Raw genomic sequence first — 14,723 nt, 5'->3', positions numbered from 1 at the left:
CGAAACAGAATGGACGATTTTAGAGAATGGCTTTCAGATAATCTTCGATATTTCCTGCTGGGTTTTGCAATCCTGGCAGTTGTGATCATAGCAGTGGTCGGTATCCGTATTTATCAGAGAGTGGCCGGTTCACAGAAGAAACCGACAGACAATATACGAGTGGAGTCAGAGAGCACTTCCACTGCAGGAGAAACAGAGGCAGTAACGGAAAGAACTTCTGAGAGTGAAAAGAAAGTCGTTTCTTCCGAGAAAGAAACAGAGGCAGAGACGAAAGCAGCAGAGGCGAAAGAAACAGAAAAAGAAACGGAAGCGAAAATAGCAGAGGAGACTGAAACAGAAACTTCGGAGACACATGCCAGTGAGACGCAAGCCACAGAAACAGCAGTCACAGAAACCGCGGCAACCGAAGCGGTCAGAGATCCGGGATATCTGAAAACAACGGTGACCCTGAATCTCAGAACGGAACCGGACGGTACGGTCATCAATTCTTATGCGGCAGGCCGCATCGTGAAGTTTCTTGGAAAAGAGGGCAGCTGGTACAAGGTGCTTGTAGGAGGCCGCGAAGGCTACATGAGCAGCGATTATCTGCAAGAGGTTCCGTACGAAGCCGGAATGGAGAATGAGGTGGAGACGGAGCCGCAGACAGAAGCACCGGCACCAATTTACAAGACGCTGAAGGGTGCCTGCTATTTAAGAGCCGAGACCAGCAAAGAATCGCAGATCCTCGGCACCTACATGGCTGGTACGACGGTACAGTTCCTGGAGGATGTCGGAGGCTGGTATAAAGTATCCGTAGACGGAATGACCGGATATATGGGCGCACAGTTTTTCTAAGGCCAGAAAGCAGACTATTGTAAAGAAATTTACGTAGTCTGTTTTTTTGTGCTTTTGTGAGGGAAAAAGAGCATTCTCTTTCCGACTGCTGCAGAAGCGAAAACTTAAAAAAGCATGAACTGCTTGCAAGAGTTGTAAAATCCATGTAAAATAATCTGACAGAGAAGCCTCTGTGCGGAAAAAAAGGCTTCTACAATAAAAAAGAGGGCGAAGAAATGAAGAGAGTCTTATTTATTGTAAATCCAAGGTCAGGAAAAGGCACCATAAAGTATCACATTCTGGATATTCTGGATATTTTCAGCAAAAAAGACATGGATCTGACGGTACATATCACACAGGCACGGCTGGACGCCTGTAATATAGCTATGGAAGAAGGAGGCAGGTATGATCTGGTGGTCTTAAGCGGCGGGGACGGAACCCTGGATGAGGTGGTTTCCGGACTGATGCAGGGCGGTCATGACACTCCGATTGGATATATCCCGGCGGGCAGTACGAATGATTTTGCCAGCAGTCTGAAGCTGCCGTCGAGGATGGGAGATGCAGCGCAGATCGCTGCGACAGGAACTCCCAGACATTTTGATGTGGGGGCTTTTAATGACCGGTATTTTATCTATATTGCAGCATTCGGTCTTTTCACGGATGTGGCTTATCAGACCAGTCAGGAAGCGAAAAATGTACTGGGTCACATGGCATATCTGCTGGAAGGGGCCAAACGGCTTTTTAATATCAAAAGCTTCCATATGAAAGTACGCACGAAGGAACGGGAGATCGAAGGAAATTTTGCCTATGGCATGATTACCAATTCCGAGTCTGTCGGCGGCTTTAAAAAGATCACCGGCAATGATGTCTGCCTGGATGACGGTCTTTTTGAAGTGATTCTCATTTACCAGCCGGCCAATGTCATCGAGTTTCAGGAGATCATTACCAGTCTGATGACCGGACAGATGAATTCCCGTTTTATAGAAAACTTTAAGACGGATGAACTGGAACTGGAAGGGGATGAAGAGGTTCCCTGGACACTGGATGGAGAGGATGGAGGAGTGCATAAGAAGGTAAAAATCATCAACCGGAAACAGGCAATTCCCATCATGGTAAAAAAAGAACATAAATAATGGTTCCCTTTTTGAGATTTTTGAGTTATAATGGTTGCGACAAATTGGGCGCTCCGGAAAAAAGGTTTCAGACAGATGTCTGGAAGACAGAAAAAACCGGAAGCTTACAATAAAAATATCATTTATGGAGGTTCGCATTATGTTAGTATCTGCAAAAGAAATGCTTCAGAAAGCAAAAGCTGGTCACTATGCAGTAGGTCAGTTCAATATCAATAACCTGGAGTGGACAAAAGCAATTCTGGCAACCGCCCAGGAGTGCAATTCTCCCGTTATCCTTGGTGTTTCCGAGGGCGCAGGCAAATACATGACCGGTTACAAAACCGTTGTTGGCATGGTAAAAGGTATGATGGAAGAGATGAACATCACTGTTCCGGTAGCTCTTCACCTTGACCACGGCAGCTTCGAGGGATGCCTGAAATGTGTAGAGGCAGGTTTCTCCTCCATCATGTTCGACGGTTCTCATTATCCGATCGAAGAGAACGTTGCAAAGACCAAAGAGCTGGTTAAGATCTGCGCAGAGCACGGTATGTCTCTGGAGGCAGAGGTTGGTTCCATCGGCGGCGAGGAAGACGGCGTTATCGGTATGGGCGAGTGCGCAGACCCGAACGAGTGCAAGATGATCGCTGACCTTGGCATCGATTTCCTGGCAGCAGGTATCGGTAACATCCACGGAAAATATCCGGCAAACTGGAAGGGCTTAAGCTTCGAGACTCTTGATGCAGTTCAGAAGCTGACCGGCGATATGCCTCTGGTTCTTCATGGCGGTACCGGTATCCCGACCGATATGATCAAGAAAGCAATCTCCCTTGGCGTTTCCAAGATCAATGTAAACACCGAGTGCCAGCTTGCATTTGCAGAAGCAACCCGTGAGTACATTGAGGCAGGCAAGGATCTGCAGGGCAAAGGTTATGATCCTCGTAAACTTCTGGCACCGGGTGCTGAGGCAATCAAGAAGACCGTTAAAGAGAAAATGGAAATCTTTGGTTCCGTCGATAAAGCCTGAATATCATCTGTTTTGTCAGAAACTGTGGCATCTCTTCCCAGGAAGGGATGCCATTTTATTGAGATACGCTGTGTGATCGACTAAAGAGTATGTGGAGGAATGTGATGAGCGAAAATGTGAACGTCACCAGAATTTTTGGGGAAAATGTTTTTAATGAACATGTCATGCGGGAACGCCTTCCCAAAAAAATCTACAAGGAGCTGCATAAGACCATTGATGAGGGAAAAGAACTGGATCCCATGACAGCTGAGGTTGTGGCTTCAGCCATGAGAGACTGGGCCATGGAAAAAGGGGTAACCCATTATACGCACTGGTTCCAGCCGCTGACCGGTTTCACTGCGGAAAAGCATGATTCCTTTATTACAGCACCGGATGAGGATGGAAATGTTCTGATGGAGTTTTCCGGAAAAGAGCTGATCAAGGGTGAGCCGGATGCTTCCTCTTTCCCGTCTGGAGGACTTCGTTCCACTTTTGAAGCAAGAGGTTATACAACCTGGGACTGTACTTCGCCGGCGTTTGTCCGTGAAGATGATACGGGAGCGATCCTTTGTGTACCGACTGCTTTCTGTTCTTATACCGGAGAGGCTCTGGACCAGAAGACACCGCTGCTTCGTTCCATGGAAGCCGTACAGAGCCAGGCTTTGCGTCTGCTCCGCCTTTTTGGAAACACCACTTCACGGAAAGTATTCCCGTCTGTCGGTGTGGAACAGGAGTATTTCATTGTAGATCATGAGAAATATCTGCAGAGAAAAGACCTGATCTTTACCGGAAGAACGCTGTTCGGAGCAATGCCGCCGAAAGGACAGGAGCTGGATGACCATTACTTTGGCGTTATCCGCCAGCGGATCGGTGGCTTTATGAAAGATGTCAACAAGGAACTCTGGAAACTTGGAGTTCCGGCCAAGACACAGCATAATGAAGTAGCACCCGGGCAGCATGAGCTGGCTCCGATCTATGAAAAATGCAACGTGGCTTCCGACCATAACCAGATCATCATGGAAACACTGAAAAGAGTGGCAGAACAGCATGGTCTTCAGTGCCTGCTGCATGAGAAACCCTTTGCAGGCGTGAATGGCTCCGGAAAACACAACAACTGGTCGCTCACCACAGATGACGGAATCAATCTTCTGGATCCCGGCAAGACACCGCATGAGAACATTCAGTTTCTTCTGGTGCTCTGCTGTATCTTAAGAGCGGTAGACCGCCATGCAGATCTTTTAAGAGAATCTGCAGCGGACGTGGGAAATGACCACCGTCTGGGAGCAAATGAGGCTCCGCCGGCAATCATTTCTGTTTTCCTCGGTGAGCAGCTGGGAGATGTTCTGCGTCAGCTGGTCAACACTGGAGCAGCAGCCCACAGCTTAAAGGGCGGTCATCTTCATACGGGTGTAAAGACTCTTCCTGAGGTTTCCAAAGACGCAACAGACCGGAACCGGACTTCACCCTTTGCCTTTACCGGAAACAAATTTGAGTTCCGTATGGTAGGTTCCAGAGATTCTGTGGCAGAATGTAATGTTGTGCTGAATACCATTGCGGCAGAGGCGTTTTCCGATGCCTGTGATGTGCTGGAAAAAGCAGAAGATTTTGATCTGGCCGTTCATGACCTCATCAAGGAATATGCAACGCTCCATCAGAGGATCGTCTTTAATGGAAACGGTTATTCCGAAGAATGGGTGAAGGAAGCAGAGCGCAGAGGTCTTCCGAACATTCAGTCAATGGTAGATGCCATTCCGGCTTTGGTGACAGAGGAAACGATACAGATGTTTGAAAAATTCGGCGTCTTTACCGAGGCGGAGCTGAAGTCCAGAGCGGAGATCCAGTACGAGGGCTATGCAAAAGCCATCAATATTGAAGCGCGAGCCATGATCGATATTGCCAGCAAGCATATCATTCCGGCAGTGATGCGTTACGCCAGAAATCTGGCAGAGACTGCCAATGAGATCAAGGGAGCTGGTGCAGATGAGTCCATTCCGGTGGAGATCCTGAAGCAGCTGACCAGCCTTCTTTCCGAGGCGAGAAAAGCACTTCTGGTCCTCAAGGATGTGACCAGAACGGCCGCAGCCATGGAAGAGGGAGAGGCGCAGGCACATTATTACTACAAGGAAGTCTGCACAGCCATGACAGCACTTCGTATTCCGGTAGATGAGCTGGAAATGATCGTTGATAAAGAAGAATGGCCCATGCCTTCTTATGGCGACCTTCTGTTTGAAGTATAAAGAATAAAAAAAGAAGCGGAACAGGGATGTCAGGACCTGCTTCGCTTCTTTTTTGCCCTTCTTTACAGATGGAGCCTTTTCTGCTATCATAGGAGAGAAAAAAGTATTTGGCAGGAGATACAGAATGAAAGATGTAATGGGGATTGAAATTGAAAATTTGAGTGCCGCTTCAGCTGTCCGGCGGGTAATGGGACTTTTGGGCAGAGAACCGTTGAGCATCTGTACGGTTTTTCGGGCGGATATGCTCCTGCTTGCAGAGAAGGATGAAGAATACCGGGGATACCTGAGCCGGATGGCGCTGCGTCTTGCGGGAGATGAAGCAATCCTGAAAGCCATGGGAGAAGAGAGAAAGGAGAGGCTGGATGAGATCGAAAACCATTCCTTTCAAATACAGTTGCTGAAGGAACTTTCGGAAGCAAACTATACCGTGGCTGTTCTGACAGAGACAGAACCGGAAAAAGAAAAAACGATGGAAAATCTGAAGCGAAATTATCCGTCCCTTCCGCTGGCTGGAGCTTTTTCCATGGAAACATCGGATGATATGGATGATGCGGTGAATCATATCAATGGTCTGGATGCGGAGCTGGTCATTGCCAAGCTTCCGTCTCCGGAGCAGGAGGCGTTCATTTTCAGCAACAGAGACAGACTGAATATCCGTCTCTGGCTGGGGCTGGGTGAGGCTTCTGTTGCCGGGGAAAAAAAGGAAAAAACGGCCGGCTTTCTGGAAAACCTTTTCCTCAAACGTCTGTTTAAGAAAAAAGTGACGCAATATCAGGAAGAGAAGAACTGAAAAACTGTGAAAAAACGTAAAAAATTCACAATTTTCTCTTTCTTTTTTTGGCATTTTATATTAGAATAACAGATAGGCATTGGATTTTTCGGGGAATAGAGATTTGATGCGGGAGGTTAATATCCGGAATAAGGTATGAAGTAAAGGAGTGGCAGGGAATGATTTCAAATCAGATTTTACAGTCTACGATAGATGGACTGAAGGTGATTTCCAGAATAGATCTGAGCGTAATGGATCTGGAGGGGAATGTACTGGCAGCGACCTATCCGGAAGCAGATGAACATCATGCTTCCGTACTCTCTTTTGTAGATTCACCGGCAGACAGCCAGGTGGTGCAGGGCTACCAGTTTTTTAAGATTTTTGATGACAGTCAGCTGGAATATATCCTGGTGGCAAAGGGAAGCAGCGATGATGTTTATATGGTCGGAAAAATGGCTGCTTTTCAGGTGCAGACGCTTCTGGTCGCATATAAGGAGCGTTTTGATAAGGATAACTTCATAAAGAACCTTCTGTTGGACAATCTGCTTCTTGTGGATATTTACAACCGGGCGAAGAAACTCCATATTGATACGGAGGCACGCAGGGTGGTATTTCTTCTGGAAACAGATCATGAGAAAGACAATTCTTCTCTGGAGAGTGTGCGTACGATCCTGGGAAGCAAGAACGGTGACTTTATCACAGCGGTGGATGAGAAAAGCATCATTGTGGTGAAGGAAGTAAATGAACAGGAAGATTATGCAGATATGGAGCATATCGCCCGTCAGATCCTGGAGGCACTGGAACCGGACAAGAGAGAACATGCTCATGTGGCATACGGAACCATTGTGGAGGAGATCAAAGAGGTATCCCGCTCCTATAAGGAAGCAAGGATGGCTCTGGATGTGGGAAAAATCTTCTTCAGTGAAAGAGATATCATTGCGTACAGTTCTCTTGGAATTGGCCGTCTGATCTATCAGCTTCCGATCCCTCTGTGTAAAATGTTTATCCGTGAGATTTTTGACGGCAAGTCACCGGATGATTTTGATGAGGAGACATTGACGACCATTAATAAATTTTTCGAGAACAGCCTGAACGTTTCTGAAACATCCAGACAGCTGTATATCCACAGAAATACGCTGGTGTACCGTCTGGACAAGCTGCAGAAGAGTACAGGTCTGGATCTTCGTGTCTTTGAGGATGCCATTACCTTTAAGATCGCACTGATGGTTGTAAAATATATGAAATACATGGAAAATCTGGAATACTGATTTTCGTAACAGTTCAGAACATCAGCGAAATGAAAAATCAGACTATGCAAACTTGTTTGCAATAGGATGAATTTTTATTTCGGAATGGGCGGAACGCCCATTAGCCTCAGACAAAAGCTGCGAATGCAGCGAGAGCGCATGTAATGCGCGGGTCTGTGGCCTGTTGTTTTGAACGTCCTGAACAGTTACTGATTTTCATGAAAGAGGAGTTTGCAAGGTGAGGGGGTTTTGAATATGCCAAAGCCCTCTTTTTTTGGGTAAAGGAGTAGAAGATTGGACGAAGAAAAGAAACCACATTTCTGGAAAGGCTTTGCAGTGGGGGCAGGAGTTATGTTTCTGATCGCCGGGGCGGTATTCAGTGTTTCAAACGGGGTGCTGGACCATCTATTTTATCCTGAGAATGCAGGGGATCTTTCACTGGCTGGTCTGAAAACATCCAGAAAACTAAGTGAGCTTTCCAATGTGATCAATTATTATTATCTTGATGACATCGATGAGGAACAGGTTGAAGACTGGATGTACAAGGGTGTGATGGCCGGTCTTGAGGATCCTTATGCGGATTATTACAGTAAGGAAGAACTGAAAAGCCTGATGGAAAGCACCAGCGGTTCCTATAAAGGAATCGGAGCCATCATGACGCAGGATAAGGATACCGGGGAGATTTCTGTGGTAAAATGTTATGAAGGGACACCGGCCGCAGAGAGTGGTCTGCTTCCGGGCGACATTGTCACTGGCTTTAACGGAGAAGATACTTCCTCGCTGGATCTGACAGAGATGGTCAATGAGATCAAGACCGGAGAAAAGGATGCTATTGAGCTGACGGTCAGACGGAAAGGGGAAACGGAGGAACAGACCATCATTCTGACCCGCCGGGCTGTGGATATCCCGACGGTAACAAGTGAGATGCTGGAAAATAACATTGGTTATCTGGAGATCAGTGAATTTGATACGGTGACGCTGGAACAGTTTCAGGAGGCAAAAGCATCACTGGAAGAACAGGGCATGGAAAAACTCATCGTAGATCTTCGAAACAATCCGGGTGGAAATCTTTCTACAGTTGTGGATATTTTAAAGGAAATTCTGCCGGAGGGACTTATTGTTTATACAGAGGACCGCTACGGAGAGCGGACAGAATACAGCTGTGACGGAGAGAAGGAACTGACTATTCCGCTGGCAGTCCTTATCAATGGAGAAAGTGCCAGCGCATCGGAGATTTTTGCGGGAGCAGTAAAGGATTATGGCATTGGTACGCTGGTCGGAACCACCACATTCGGAAAAGGGATCGTTCAGCGGATCGTGGAGCTTTCCGACGGCACGGCAGTAAAGCTGACCATTGCAAAATATTATACACCAAAAGGAAATAACATCCATGAAAAAGGCATCGAGCCGGATGTGGAAGTGAAACTGGACAAAGAACTGGAGCAGCTGATCACCATACCGAAGGATCAGGATAATCAGCTTCAGAAGGCAATCGAGGTACTGGAGGAATAAAGATGCAGGAAAGATATATTTTTCGGGAAATGTTAAGTGAGATCAAGGGGCTGGCAGATCAGAAGGGAAACCGGCTGAGTCTTGATGAGATCAGGGAATTTTTTAAAAATGCACATCTGACAGAAGAACAGCTGCAGATGGTCTGTGCCTATCTGAATGAAGAGAAGATCCAGATCGAAGGGTATGAAGGAGCCGGAAAACAGGAAGCGCCGGACAAGGAAGAAGCAGGAATGATGGAGGAGAGCGACTGTCTCGAATTGTATCAGGCAGAGCTGGAAGAAATCGAGGAACTTTCCGAGGAAGAAGAATTGAAATATTTTCAGCTGGCCAGTGCCGGAGATCCTGCTGCGAAGAGCCGGCTGACGGAGCATTATCTGAGGACTGTTTATGACCTTTCCAGAACCTTTGCTTTTGGCACGGTTCCAAGAGGTGATCTGATCCAGGAAGGAAATGTGGCCCTGATGCTGGCGCTGGAAGAACTGGAGTTTTCCGGAAAACTGGAGGATTACCGGAATTTCCTTTATGAAAAGATCCGGGAAGCCATGGAAGATACTCTGAGTGAAGGACAGGATCTGAAGGATATGGGAGACAAGGTGGCTCAGAAGGTCAATCATCTGAGCGAAGCCGTTCATAATCTGGAAGAAGATCTGGAACATAAGGTTTCTGTGGAGGAACTCTCTGCTTATCTGGATATGCCGATGGAAGAGATCAAAGATATTCTTCGTATGGCCGGTGATGAGATCGATGTAAATGAATGAAAAAAATCCTGCAGCCGCACATGAGATGTGGACTGCAGGATTTTTTTGCCTAGAGATAATCTTCTTCCGGCTCTTCGTTTTCCTTCTTTGGCGGAAGATAAATATGGACACGGTCAATTCGTTTTCTGGTGACGATATCGACCACCAGCCGGATCCCGTCTTCTGTGACAATAAATTCCCCGGCTTTTGGGAGATGATCCAGATGCTCAATGATATAGCCGCCGATGGAATCGTAATCCTCTGATTCCAGATGGAGATCCAGTTTTTCATTAAGGTCATCCAGTTTGGCAGAACCCAGAACCTGGTATTCATTGTCCTGGATCCGGCGGATCGGATCCTCTTCATCGTGATCGTATTCATCCCGGATATCTCCCACGATTTCTTCCAGAAGATCTTCCAGGGTGATCATTCCCACGGTAGCGCCATATTCATCCAGTACGATGGTGAAATTGACAGAATCCTTTCTCATTTCTACCATCAGCTCAGAGGTTTTCTTATATTCATAGGTGAAATAAGGTTCACGCATGATATCGCGGATATGAAATTCTCTGGAAGGACGGACCAGGAGGAGATCTTTGATGTTGATGACTCCAACCATATTGTCGCTGTCATCCTCATAAACCGGAATACGGGTGAAACGTTCCGCACGGAAAATCTGCAGAAGCTCTTCATAGGTACTGTTGATATCTACGCATATCATATCTACCCGCGGGATCATAATATCCTTGGCGGTGGAATCGCCGAAATCAAACACGTTATTGATCATCTGGCGTTCGTCACTTTCGATGACGCCATTTTCGTGGCTGACATCCACAATGGTACGAAGTTCATGTTCTGTCATGAAGCTGGGCTTGGCATTGGGATCCACATGAAGCAGTTTCAAAAAAAGACTGGACAGGTGATTGATGATAAAAATCACCGGTGTCAGGATCTTCATGAGGAAAGAAATGATATTGGCGTAACGGAGTGCGAATTTTTCCGCATGGATGGTTGCCAGTGTTTTCGGGGTGATCTCTCCGAACATCAGTACCAGAAAGGTCAGAATACCGGTAGCGATACCTACAGCGGCACTGCCGAAGAGGTCCATGACCAGCGTGGTGGACAGAGAGGAAGCACTCAGATTGACAACGTTGTTTCCAATTAAAATAGCACTCAGCATTTTACCGGAATCTTTCCGGATTTTGAGAACTGTCTGTGCCCGTTTGTTTCCCTGCTCAGCCAGGCTCAAAAGGCGGATGGTGCTTATGGTTGTCAGAGAGGTCTCTGCGGAAGAGAAGAATCCGGACAGCACCAGCAGCAGAATCAGAGCAACCAGCTGTAGGGCAGAAGTAGAATCCAAAAAAAATCAGCTCCTTTTTTATATGGTTTTATTGAATATACAATATTTTTTTGTCGAATGCAATAAGTCAACACTATCGAAAATATATTTTAATAAATTTGTAATAAATACTTGAAAAATATTACAGAAATGTGATAAAGTATAGAACAGAATGATAAGACTGTGATGGTGAATAGCCGATCAAAGAAAAGGGAGCAGAAATTATGAAAAGCAAAAAGGGAATCCTTTTGGGAAGTATATTGGCACTGGCGCTTTCCGGAGCAGGAAATGCTTCTGTGAAAGCGGCAGAAATAGATCAGGCTTCCGCATATATATCAAAGGAAGCAGCGGATGCGCTGGAGACGGCAGAGTCAGCAGATCAGATCCAGACGCCGGAACTGGATCTGTCAGGACTTTACACGGTGGCAGGAAGTACCGTTGTTGCAGGGATCGGCATTACTTCTGAATTTGATTTTTCAGAAGCTGAGACAGAGAAGAAGCAGGAGGAGCCGGACCCCGCTTCCAAAGAGCCGGAAAGCCAGGCAGAAATGACAGAAGCGGCGAAGGATTCTGCTGAGGCTTCTGACAGGACAGGCAGCACCGAAAGCAGCAAGCCGGCAGAAACCGGGAAAAAGGTAGAGGAAACAACGTCAGAAGAGACCGGGGCGAAAGCGCAGGAAACGAAAGCAGCAGAGACGGAGAAAAAAGCGCAGGAAACGAAAGTGACAGAGACTGAGCAAAAGGTGCAGGAGACGAAGGCACCTGAGACAGAGAAAAAAGCGCAGGTAACGAAAGCGGCAGAAACAGAAAGCGCGGACGAAGCAGAGACGGAAACCGTGCTGGCTGCACAACAGAGTATCTCCGGTACGGAAAAGCCGAAGAACACGCAGACAAAGAAAGCGGAAGAGGTGGAATCGTCCGCAGAGAACAAAATCATTCAGGAATTACAGGCAGAACCGGCAGTCACAGGAGATGAGATGGACGTTGTTCCTTTTCTTCTCATGGGAGCAGCAGCAGGGCTGATCCTTTCAGGAGACCTGATCATGAAAAGAAAAACAGAAGAAGATTGAAACAAGACTCTTTTCGGAGAAGACAGCCGGAAAGAGTTTTTTTAATGCTAACAGTTCAGAATATCAGCGAAATGAAAAGGCAGGCGTCTGCAGTTCTGGATCTGACCGGTCATACATATATATGGTATGACAGGAGGGATGAAAATGGAAAATCGTTCCATTGTAAGAAAGACGGTAGTTCTTATCCGGGCACAGCTGACGGCCTGGGTGGTGACTGCTTTGCTCCTTTTACTTATGGCCCTGCTCCTTTTTAAACTGGAGCTCAATGAGAGCAAGGTTTCTCTTGGGATGAATGCGGTTTATGTGCTGTCCTGTTTTTTCGGCGGACTGGCAGCCGGAAAAGGTGGAAAAAAGAGGAAATTCCTCTGGGGACTTCTGACAGGAGCCATCTATTTCCTTGTGTTGTTTCTGTTGTCCTGGAAGACGGGGACAGAACGGGAGAGCATCCGGTCCTTTTTGCTGGCGGCGGCTCTTTGCCTGGGCGGAGGGATGCTCGGCGGAATGATCTCCTGAAAAAAGCGGGAGCGTGTGGAAAGAGCCGGCACGCTCCCGGAAAAATATCGGTGGATTTTTAAAAAAAAGTGTGATATACTTAAAATGTTTTTATGACTTCATGTCGATTCTGACAAGAGATCCCGATTGAAATAGTATTCCATTATAAATAAATCTAATTTTTTCATGTTCATGACAGACATTCCGGGCTTTTTACCTTGAAAAAGTCTGTGGACTTCTGTCGTCTTTGAACGAAGAGTATTTTTCCGTTTTAAGTACGCAGAGCATAAAGCGGTATGTAACAGTGTTGCTTTACAAAAAAGAAAGGACAGGTTGAATGACCAGAGAACAGTATAAATCTCTGCAGCTGGTTCAGCTGAAGGAACTGGCAAAATCAAGAGGACTAAAGCATATTTCCACTTTGAAAAAGGATGAGCTGATTGACCGGATGCTGGAAGAGGATGCCAGAGAATCTGAAGAAAAAGAAACAGCAGAACCGGAAGAAGCGCAGGCAGCAGAAAATGAAAAGCCGGAAGAAGAGATGAAACCGCATCAGCCCCTTCCGGTCAGCAGAAACTACAGCCGGGGACAGGAGAACACGCGTACCTATTCTTATGGGAGAAATCAGGAAAATGTCCGTAGTTTTTCTCCGAACCGGAACCGCAGCCAAGAGAACTTTTCCTATGAAAGGAACGACAGGAACCAGGAATATACCCAGGAACGCTCCGGGGAGGAAGCCCAGAATGAGGAACGTTCGGCACCGGATTTCAGCCAGCTGGATTCCGGCCAGATCGCCAGTGGTATTCTGGAAGTTATGACGGATGGTTTTGGTTTTATCCGGAGTGATAATTATATGCCGGGAGATAATGATGTGTATGTTTCTCCCTCTCAGATCCGTCGTTTTGGCTTGAAAACAGGAGATATCGTTTCCGGAAATACCAGGATCAAGACACCGCAGGAGAAATTCTGTGCTCTTATGTATGTGCAGTCCGTCAATGGCCTGCCGCCCTATATCGCATCCAGAAGGCAGAATTTTGAAGATATGACGCCAATCTTTCCGAACGAGCGGCTTCGGATGGAACGGGAAGGCAATCATATGGCCATGCGTATCGTGGATCTTGTTTCACCGGTGGGAAAAGGCCAGCGAGGCATGATCGTTTCTCCGCCGAAAGCCGGAAAAACCACTCTCTTAAAAGAGATGGCCCAGTCCATTCTCCAGAACAATCCGGAAATGCATATTATCATCCTTCTGATCGATGAGCGGCCGGAGGAGGTTACCGATATCCGGGAATCCATTGTGGGAGATCATGTGGAAGTGATCTATTCTACCTTTGATGAACAGCCCGAGCACCACAAACGGGTGGCAGAAATGGTCATTGAGCGTGGAAAACGTCTGGTAGAGCATAAAAAAGACGTTACGATCCTTCTGGACAGCATTACCCGTCTCGCAAGAGCTTATAATATGGTAGTGCCGCCCAGCGGCCGTACTCTTTCCGGAGGTCTTGACCCGGGAGCACTTCACATGCCGAAGAAATTCTTCGGAGCAGCCAGAAATATCCGGGAAGGCGGCAGTCTGACGATCCTTGCGACGGCTCTGGTAGATACGGGAAGTAAGATGGACGATGTGATCTATGAGGAATTCAAGGGAACCGGAAATATGGAGCTGATCCTTGACCGGAAGCTTTCTGAAAAGAGAGTATTCCCGGCGATCGATATTGTCCGCTCCGGAACCAGAAGAGAGGATCTTCTGCTGACACCGGATGAAAAAGAAGCCGTCGATATCATGCGGAAACAGCTGAACGGTATGAAGCCGGAGGATGCGGTGGAAAACATTCTGAATACCTTTGCAAAGACAAGGAACAACGAGGAATTTATTCAGATTGCAAGAAAACAGAAATTTATATAAAACTGTTGCAATTTAAAAAAATCCGTGTTATAATGCAATAGCTGTTTAGAGATAATAAACGGAAATGAAAAGTGATATCATTGAATGGGGGGCATTGATTCCCCTTCGATGCCATAATATGCAAGACATTGTCTGCATAAAGCGAAGGAAGAAGAGGTGAAAATCATGAAACAGGGTATCCATCCGGAATATCATCAGGCAACCGTAACCTGCAACTGCGGTAACACTTTTGTAACTGGTTCTACAAAGAACGAGATCCACGTAGAGGTTTGTTCTAAATGTCATTCTTTCTACACCGGTCAGCAGAAAGCAGCTCAGGCTCGTGGTCGTATTGATAAATTCAATAAGAAATACGGTCTTGGTGAAAACAAATAATAGTATTCCGATGGGTTGGGGTTTGAAAAAATCCCAACCTTTCTTTTTTATAACTGTTCAGAGACAGGCGGATTTCAGAGGTGGTTCTGAACGGTTGCAAAAGAATCTAAG

The 14,723-nt window shown here is 46.6% G+C and carries 13 protein-coding genes; 12 read left to right on the top strand and 1 reads right to left on the bottom strand.

Annotation, left to right across the window (positions count from 1 at the left end):
• The first annotated feature begins 9 nt into the window (after positions 1 to 9).
• The 8 genes from DXA57_RS04960 to DXA57_RS04925 all read left to right on the top strand — a co-directional run bounded on the left by DXA57_RS04960 (position 10) and on the right by DXA57_RS04925 (position 9,451).
• On the top strand, positions 10 to 834 hold the full coding sequence (locus tag DXA57_RS04960) for an SH3 domain-containing protein (RefSeq protein WP_158571235.1): 825 nt from the start codon (positions 10 to 12) through the stop codon (positions 832 to 834).
• Between the two features lie 215 nt (positions 835 to 1,049).
• Positions 1,050 to 1,946 (top strand): diacylglycerol/lipid kinase family protein, encoded by an 897-nt coding sequence (locus tag DXA57_RS04955; RefSeq protein WP_117765224.1) that lies wholly within the window; start codon positions 1,050 to 1,052, stop codon positions 1,944 to 1,946.
• A gap of 139 nt (positions 1,947 to 2,085) precedes the next feature.
• A complete protein-coding gene (gene fba / locus DXA57_RS04950) occupies positions 2,086 to 2,949 on the top strand; it encodes a class II fructose-1,6-bisphosphate aldolase (protein ID WP_117765222.1) in 864 nt (287 codons plus the stop codon).
• Positions 2,950 to 3,053: 104 nt separating this feature from the next.
• Positions 3,054 to 5,165, top strand: a complete 2,112-nt coding sequence (locus DXA57_RS04945) for a glutamine synthetase III family protein (protein WP_117765220.1) — start codon at positions 3,054 to 3,056, stop codon at positions 5,163 to 5,165.
• 124 nt (positions 5,166 to 5,289) lie between these two features.
• The gene (locus tag DXA57_RS04940; protein WP_117765218.1) at positions 5,290 to 5,955 is read left to right on the top strand and encodes a WecB/TagA/CpsF family glycosyltransferase; all 666 of its coding nucleotides are present in this window, start codon (positions 5,290 to 5,292) and stop codon (positions 5,953 to 5,955) included.
• A gap of 158 nt (positions 5,956 to 6,113) precedes the next feature.
• Positions 6,114 to 7,202: a PucR family transcriptional regulator gene (locus DXA57_RS04935; protein WP_117765216.1), complete on the top strand. Its 1,089-nt coding sequence runs from the start codon at positions 6,114 to 6,116 to the stop codon at positions 7,200 to 7,202.
• 273 nt (positions 7,203 to 7,475) lie between these two features.
• Positions 7,476 to 8,693 carry a S41 family peptidase gene (locus DXA57_RS04930; protein ID WP_243005710.1) on the top strand — a complete coding sequence of 406 codons (1,218 nt, stop codon included), beginning with the start codon at positions 7,476 to 7,478 and terminating at the stop codon, positions 8,691 to 8,693.
• A 2-nt stretch (positions 8,694 to 8,695) separates the two neighbouring features.
• Positions 8,696 to 9,451 (top strand): sigma-70 domain-containing protein, encoded by a 756-nt coding sequence (locus tag DXA57_RS04925; RefSeq protein ID WP_117765214.1) that lies wholly within the window; start codon positions 8,696 to 8,698, stop codon positions 9,449 to 9,451.
• A gap of 49 nt (positions 9,452 to 9,500) precedes the next feature.
• Here DXA57_RS04925 and DXA57_RS04920 read toward each other — a convergent pair whose 3' ends face one another.
• On the bottom strand, positions 9,501 to 10,790 hold the full coding sequence (locus DXA57_RS04920; protein WP_117765212.1) for an HlyC/CorC family transporter: 1,290 nt from the start codon (positions 10,788 to 10,790) through the stop codon (positions 9,501 to 9,503).
• A 203-nt stretch (positions 10,791 to 10,993) separates the two neighbouring features.
• On the opposite strand from DXA57_RS04920, the gene DXA57_RS04915 reads away from it, so the two are divergent.
• The 4 genes from DXA57_RS04915 to rpmE all read left to right on the top strand — a co-directional run bounded on the left by DXA57_RS04915 (position 10,994) and on the right by rpmE (position 14,612).
• Positions 10,994 to 11,839 (top strand): hypothetical protein, encoded by an 846-nt coding sequence (locus DXA57_RS04915; RefSeq protein ID WP_117765210.1) that lies wholly within the window; start codon positions 10,994 to 10,996, stop codon positions 11,837 to 11,839.
• A gap of 144 nt (positions 11,840 to 11,983) precedes the next feature.
• Positions 11,984 to 12,352 carry a TIGR04086 family membrane protein gene (locus DXA57_RS04910; protein WP_243005709.1) on the top strand — a complete coding sequence of 123 codons (369 nt, stop codon included), beginning with the start codon at positions 11,984 to 11,986 and terminating at the stop codon, positions 12,350 to 12,352.
• Between the two features lie 316 nt (positions 12,353 to 12,668).
• The gene (gene rho, locus DXA57_RS04905; RefSeq protein WP_117765206.1) at positions 12,669 to 14,237 is read left to right on the top strand and encodes a transcription termination factor Rho; all 1,569 of its coding nucleotides are present in this window, start codon (positions 12,669 to 12,671) and stop codon (positions 14,235 to 14,237) included.
• A 165-nt stretch (positions 14,238 to 14,402) separates the two neighbouring features.
• Positions 14,403 to 14,612 (top strand): 50S ribosomal protein L31, encoded by a 210-nt coding sequence (gene rpmE / locus DXA57_RS04900; RefSeq protein WP_117765204.1) that lies wholly within the window; start codon positions 14,403 to 14,405, stop codon positions 14,610 to 14,612.
• The last annotated feature ends 111 nt before the right edge of the window (positions 14,613 to 14,723 follow it).

Origin of the sequence: Blautia sp. OF03-15BH (assembly GCF_003463065.1) — a bacterium.
In the GTDB taxonomy this organism is placed as follows: domain Bacteria; phylum Bacillota; class Clostridia; order Lachnospirales; family Lachnospiraceae; genus Limivivens.
The sequence above is the reverse complement of the archived record's forward strand: the minus strand, read 5'-3'. Positions and strand labels throughout refer to the sequence as shown.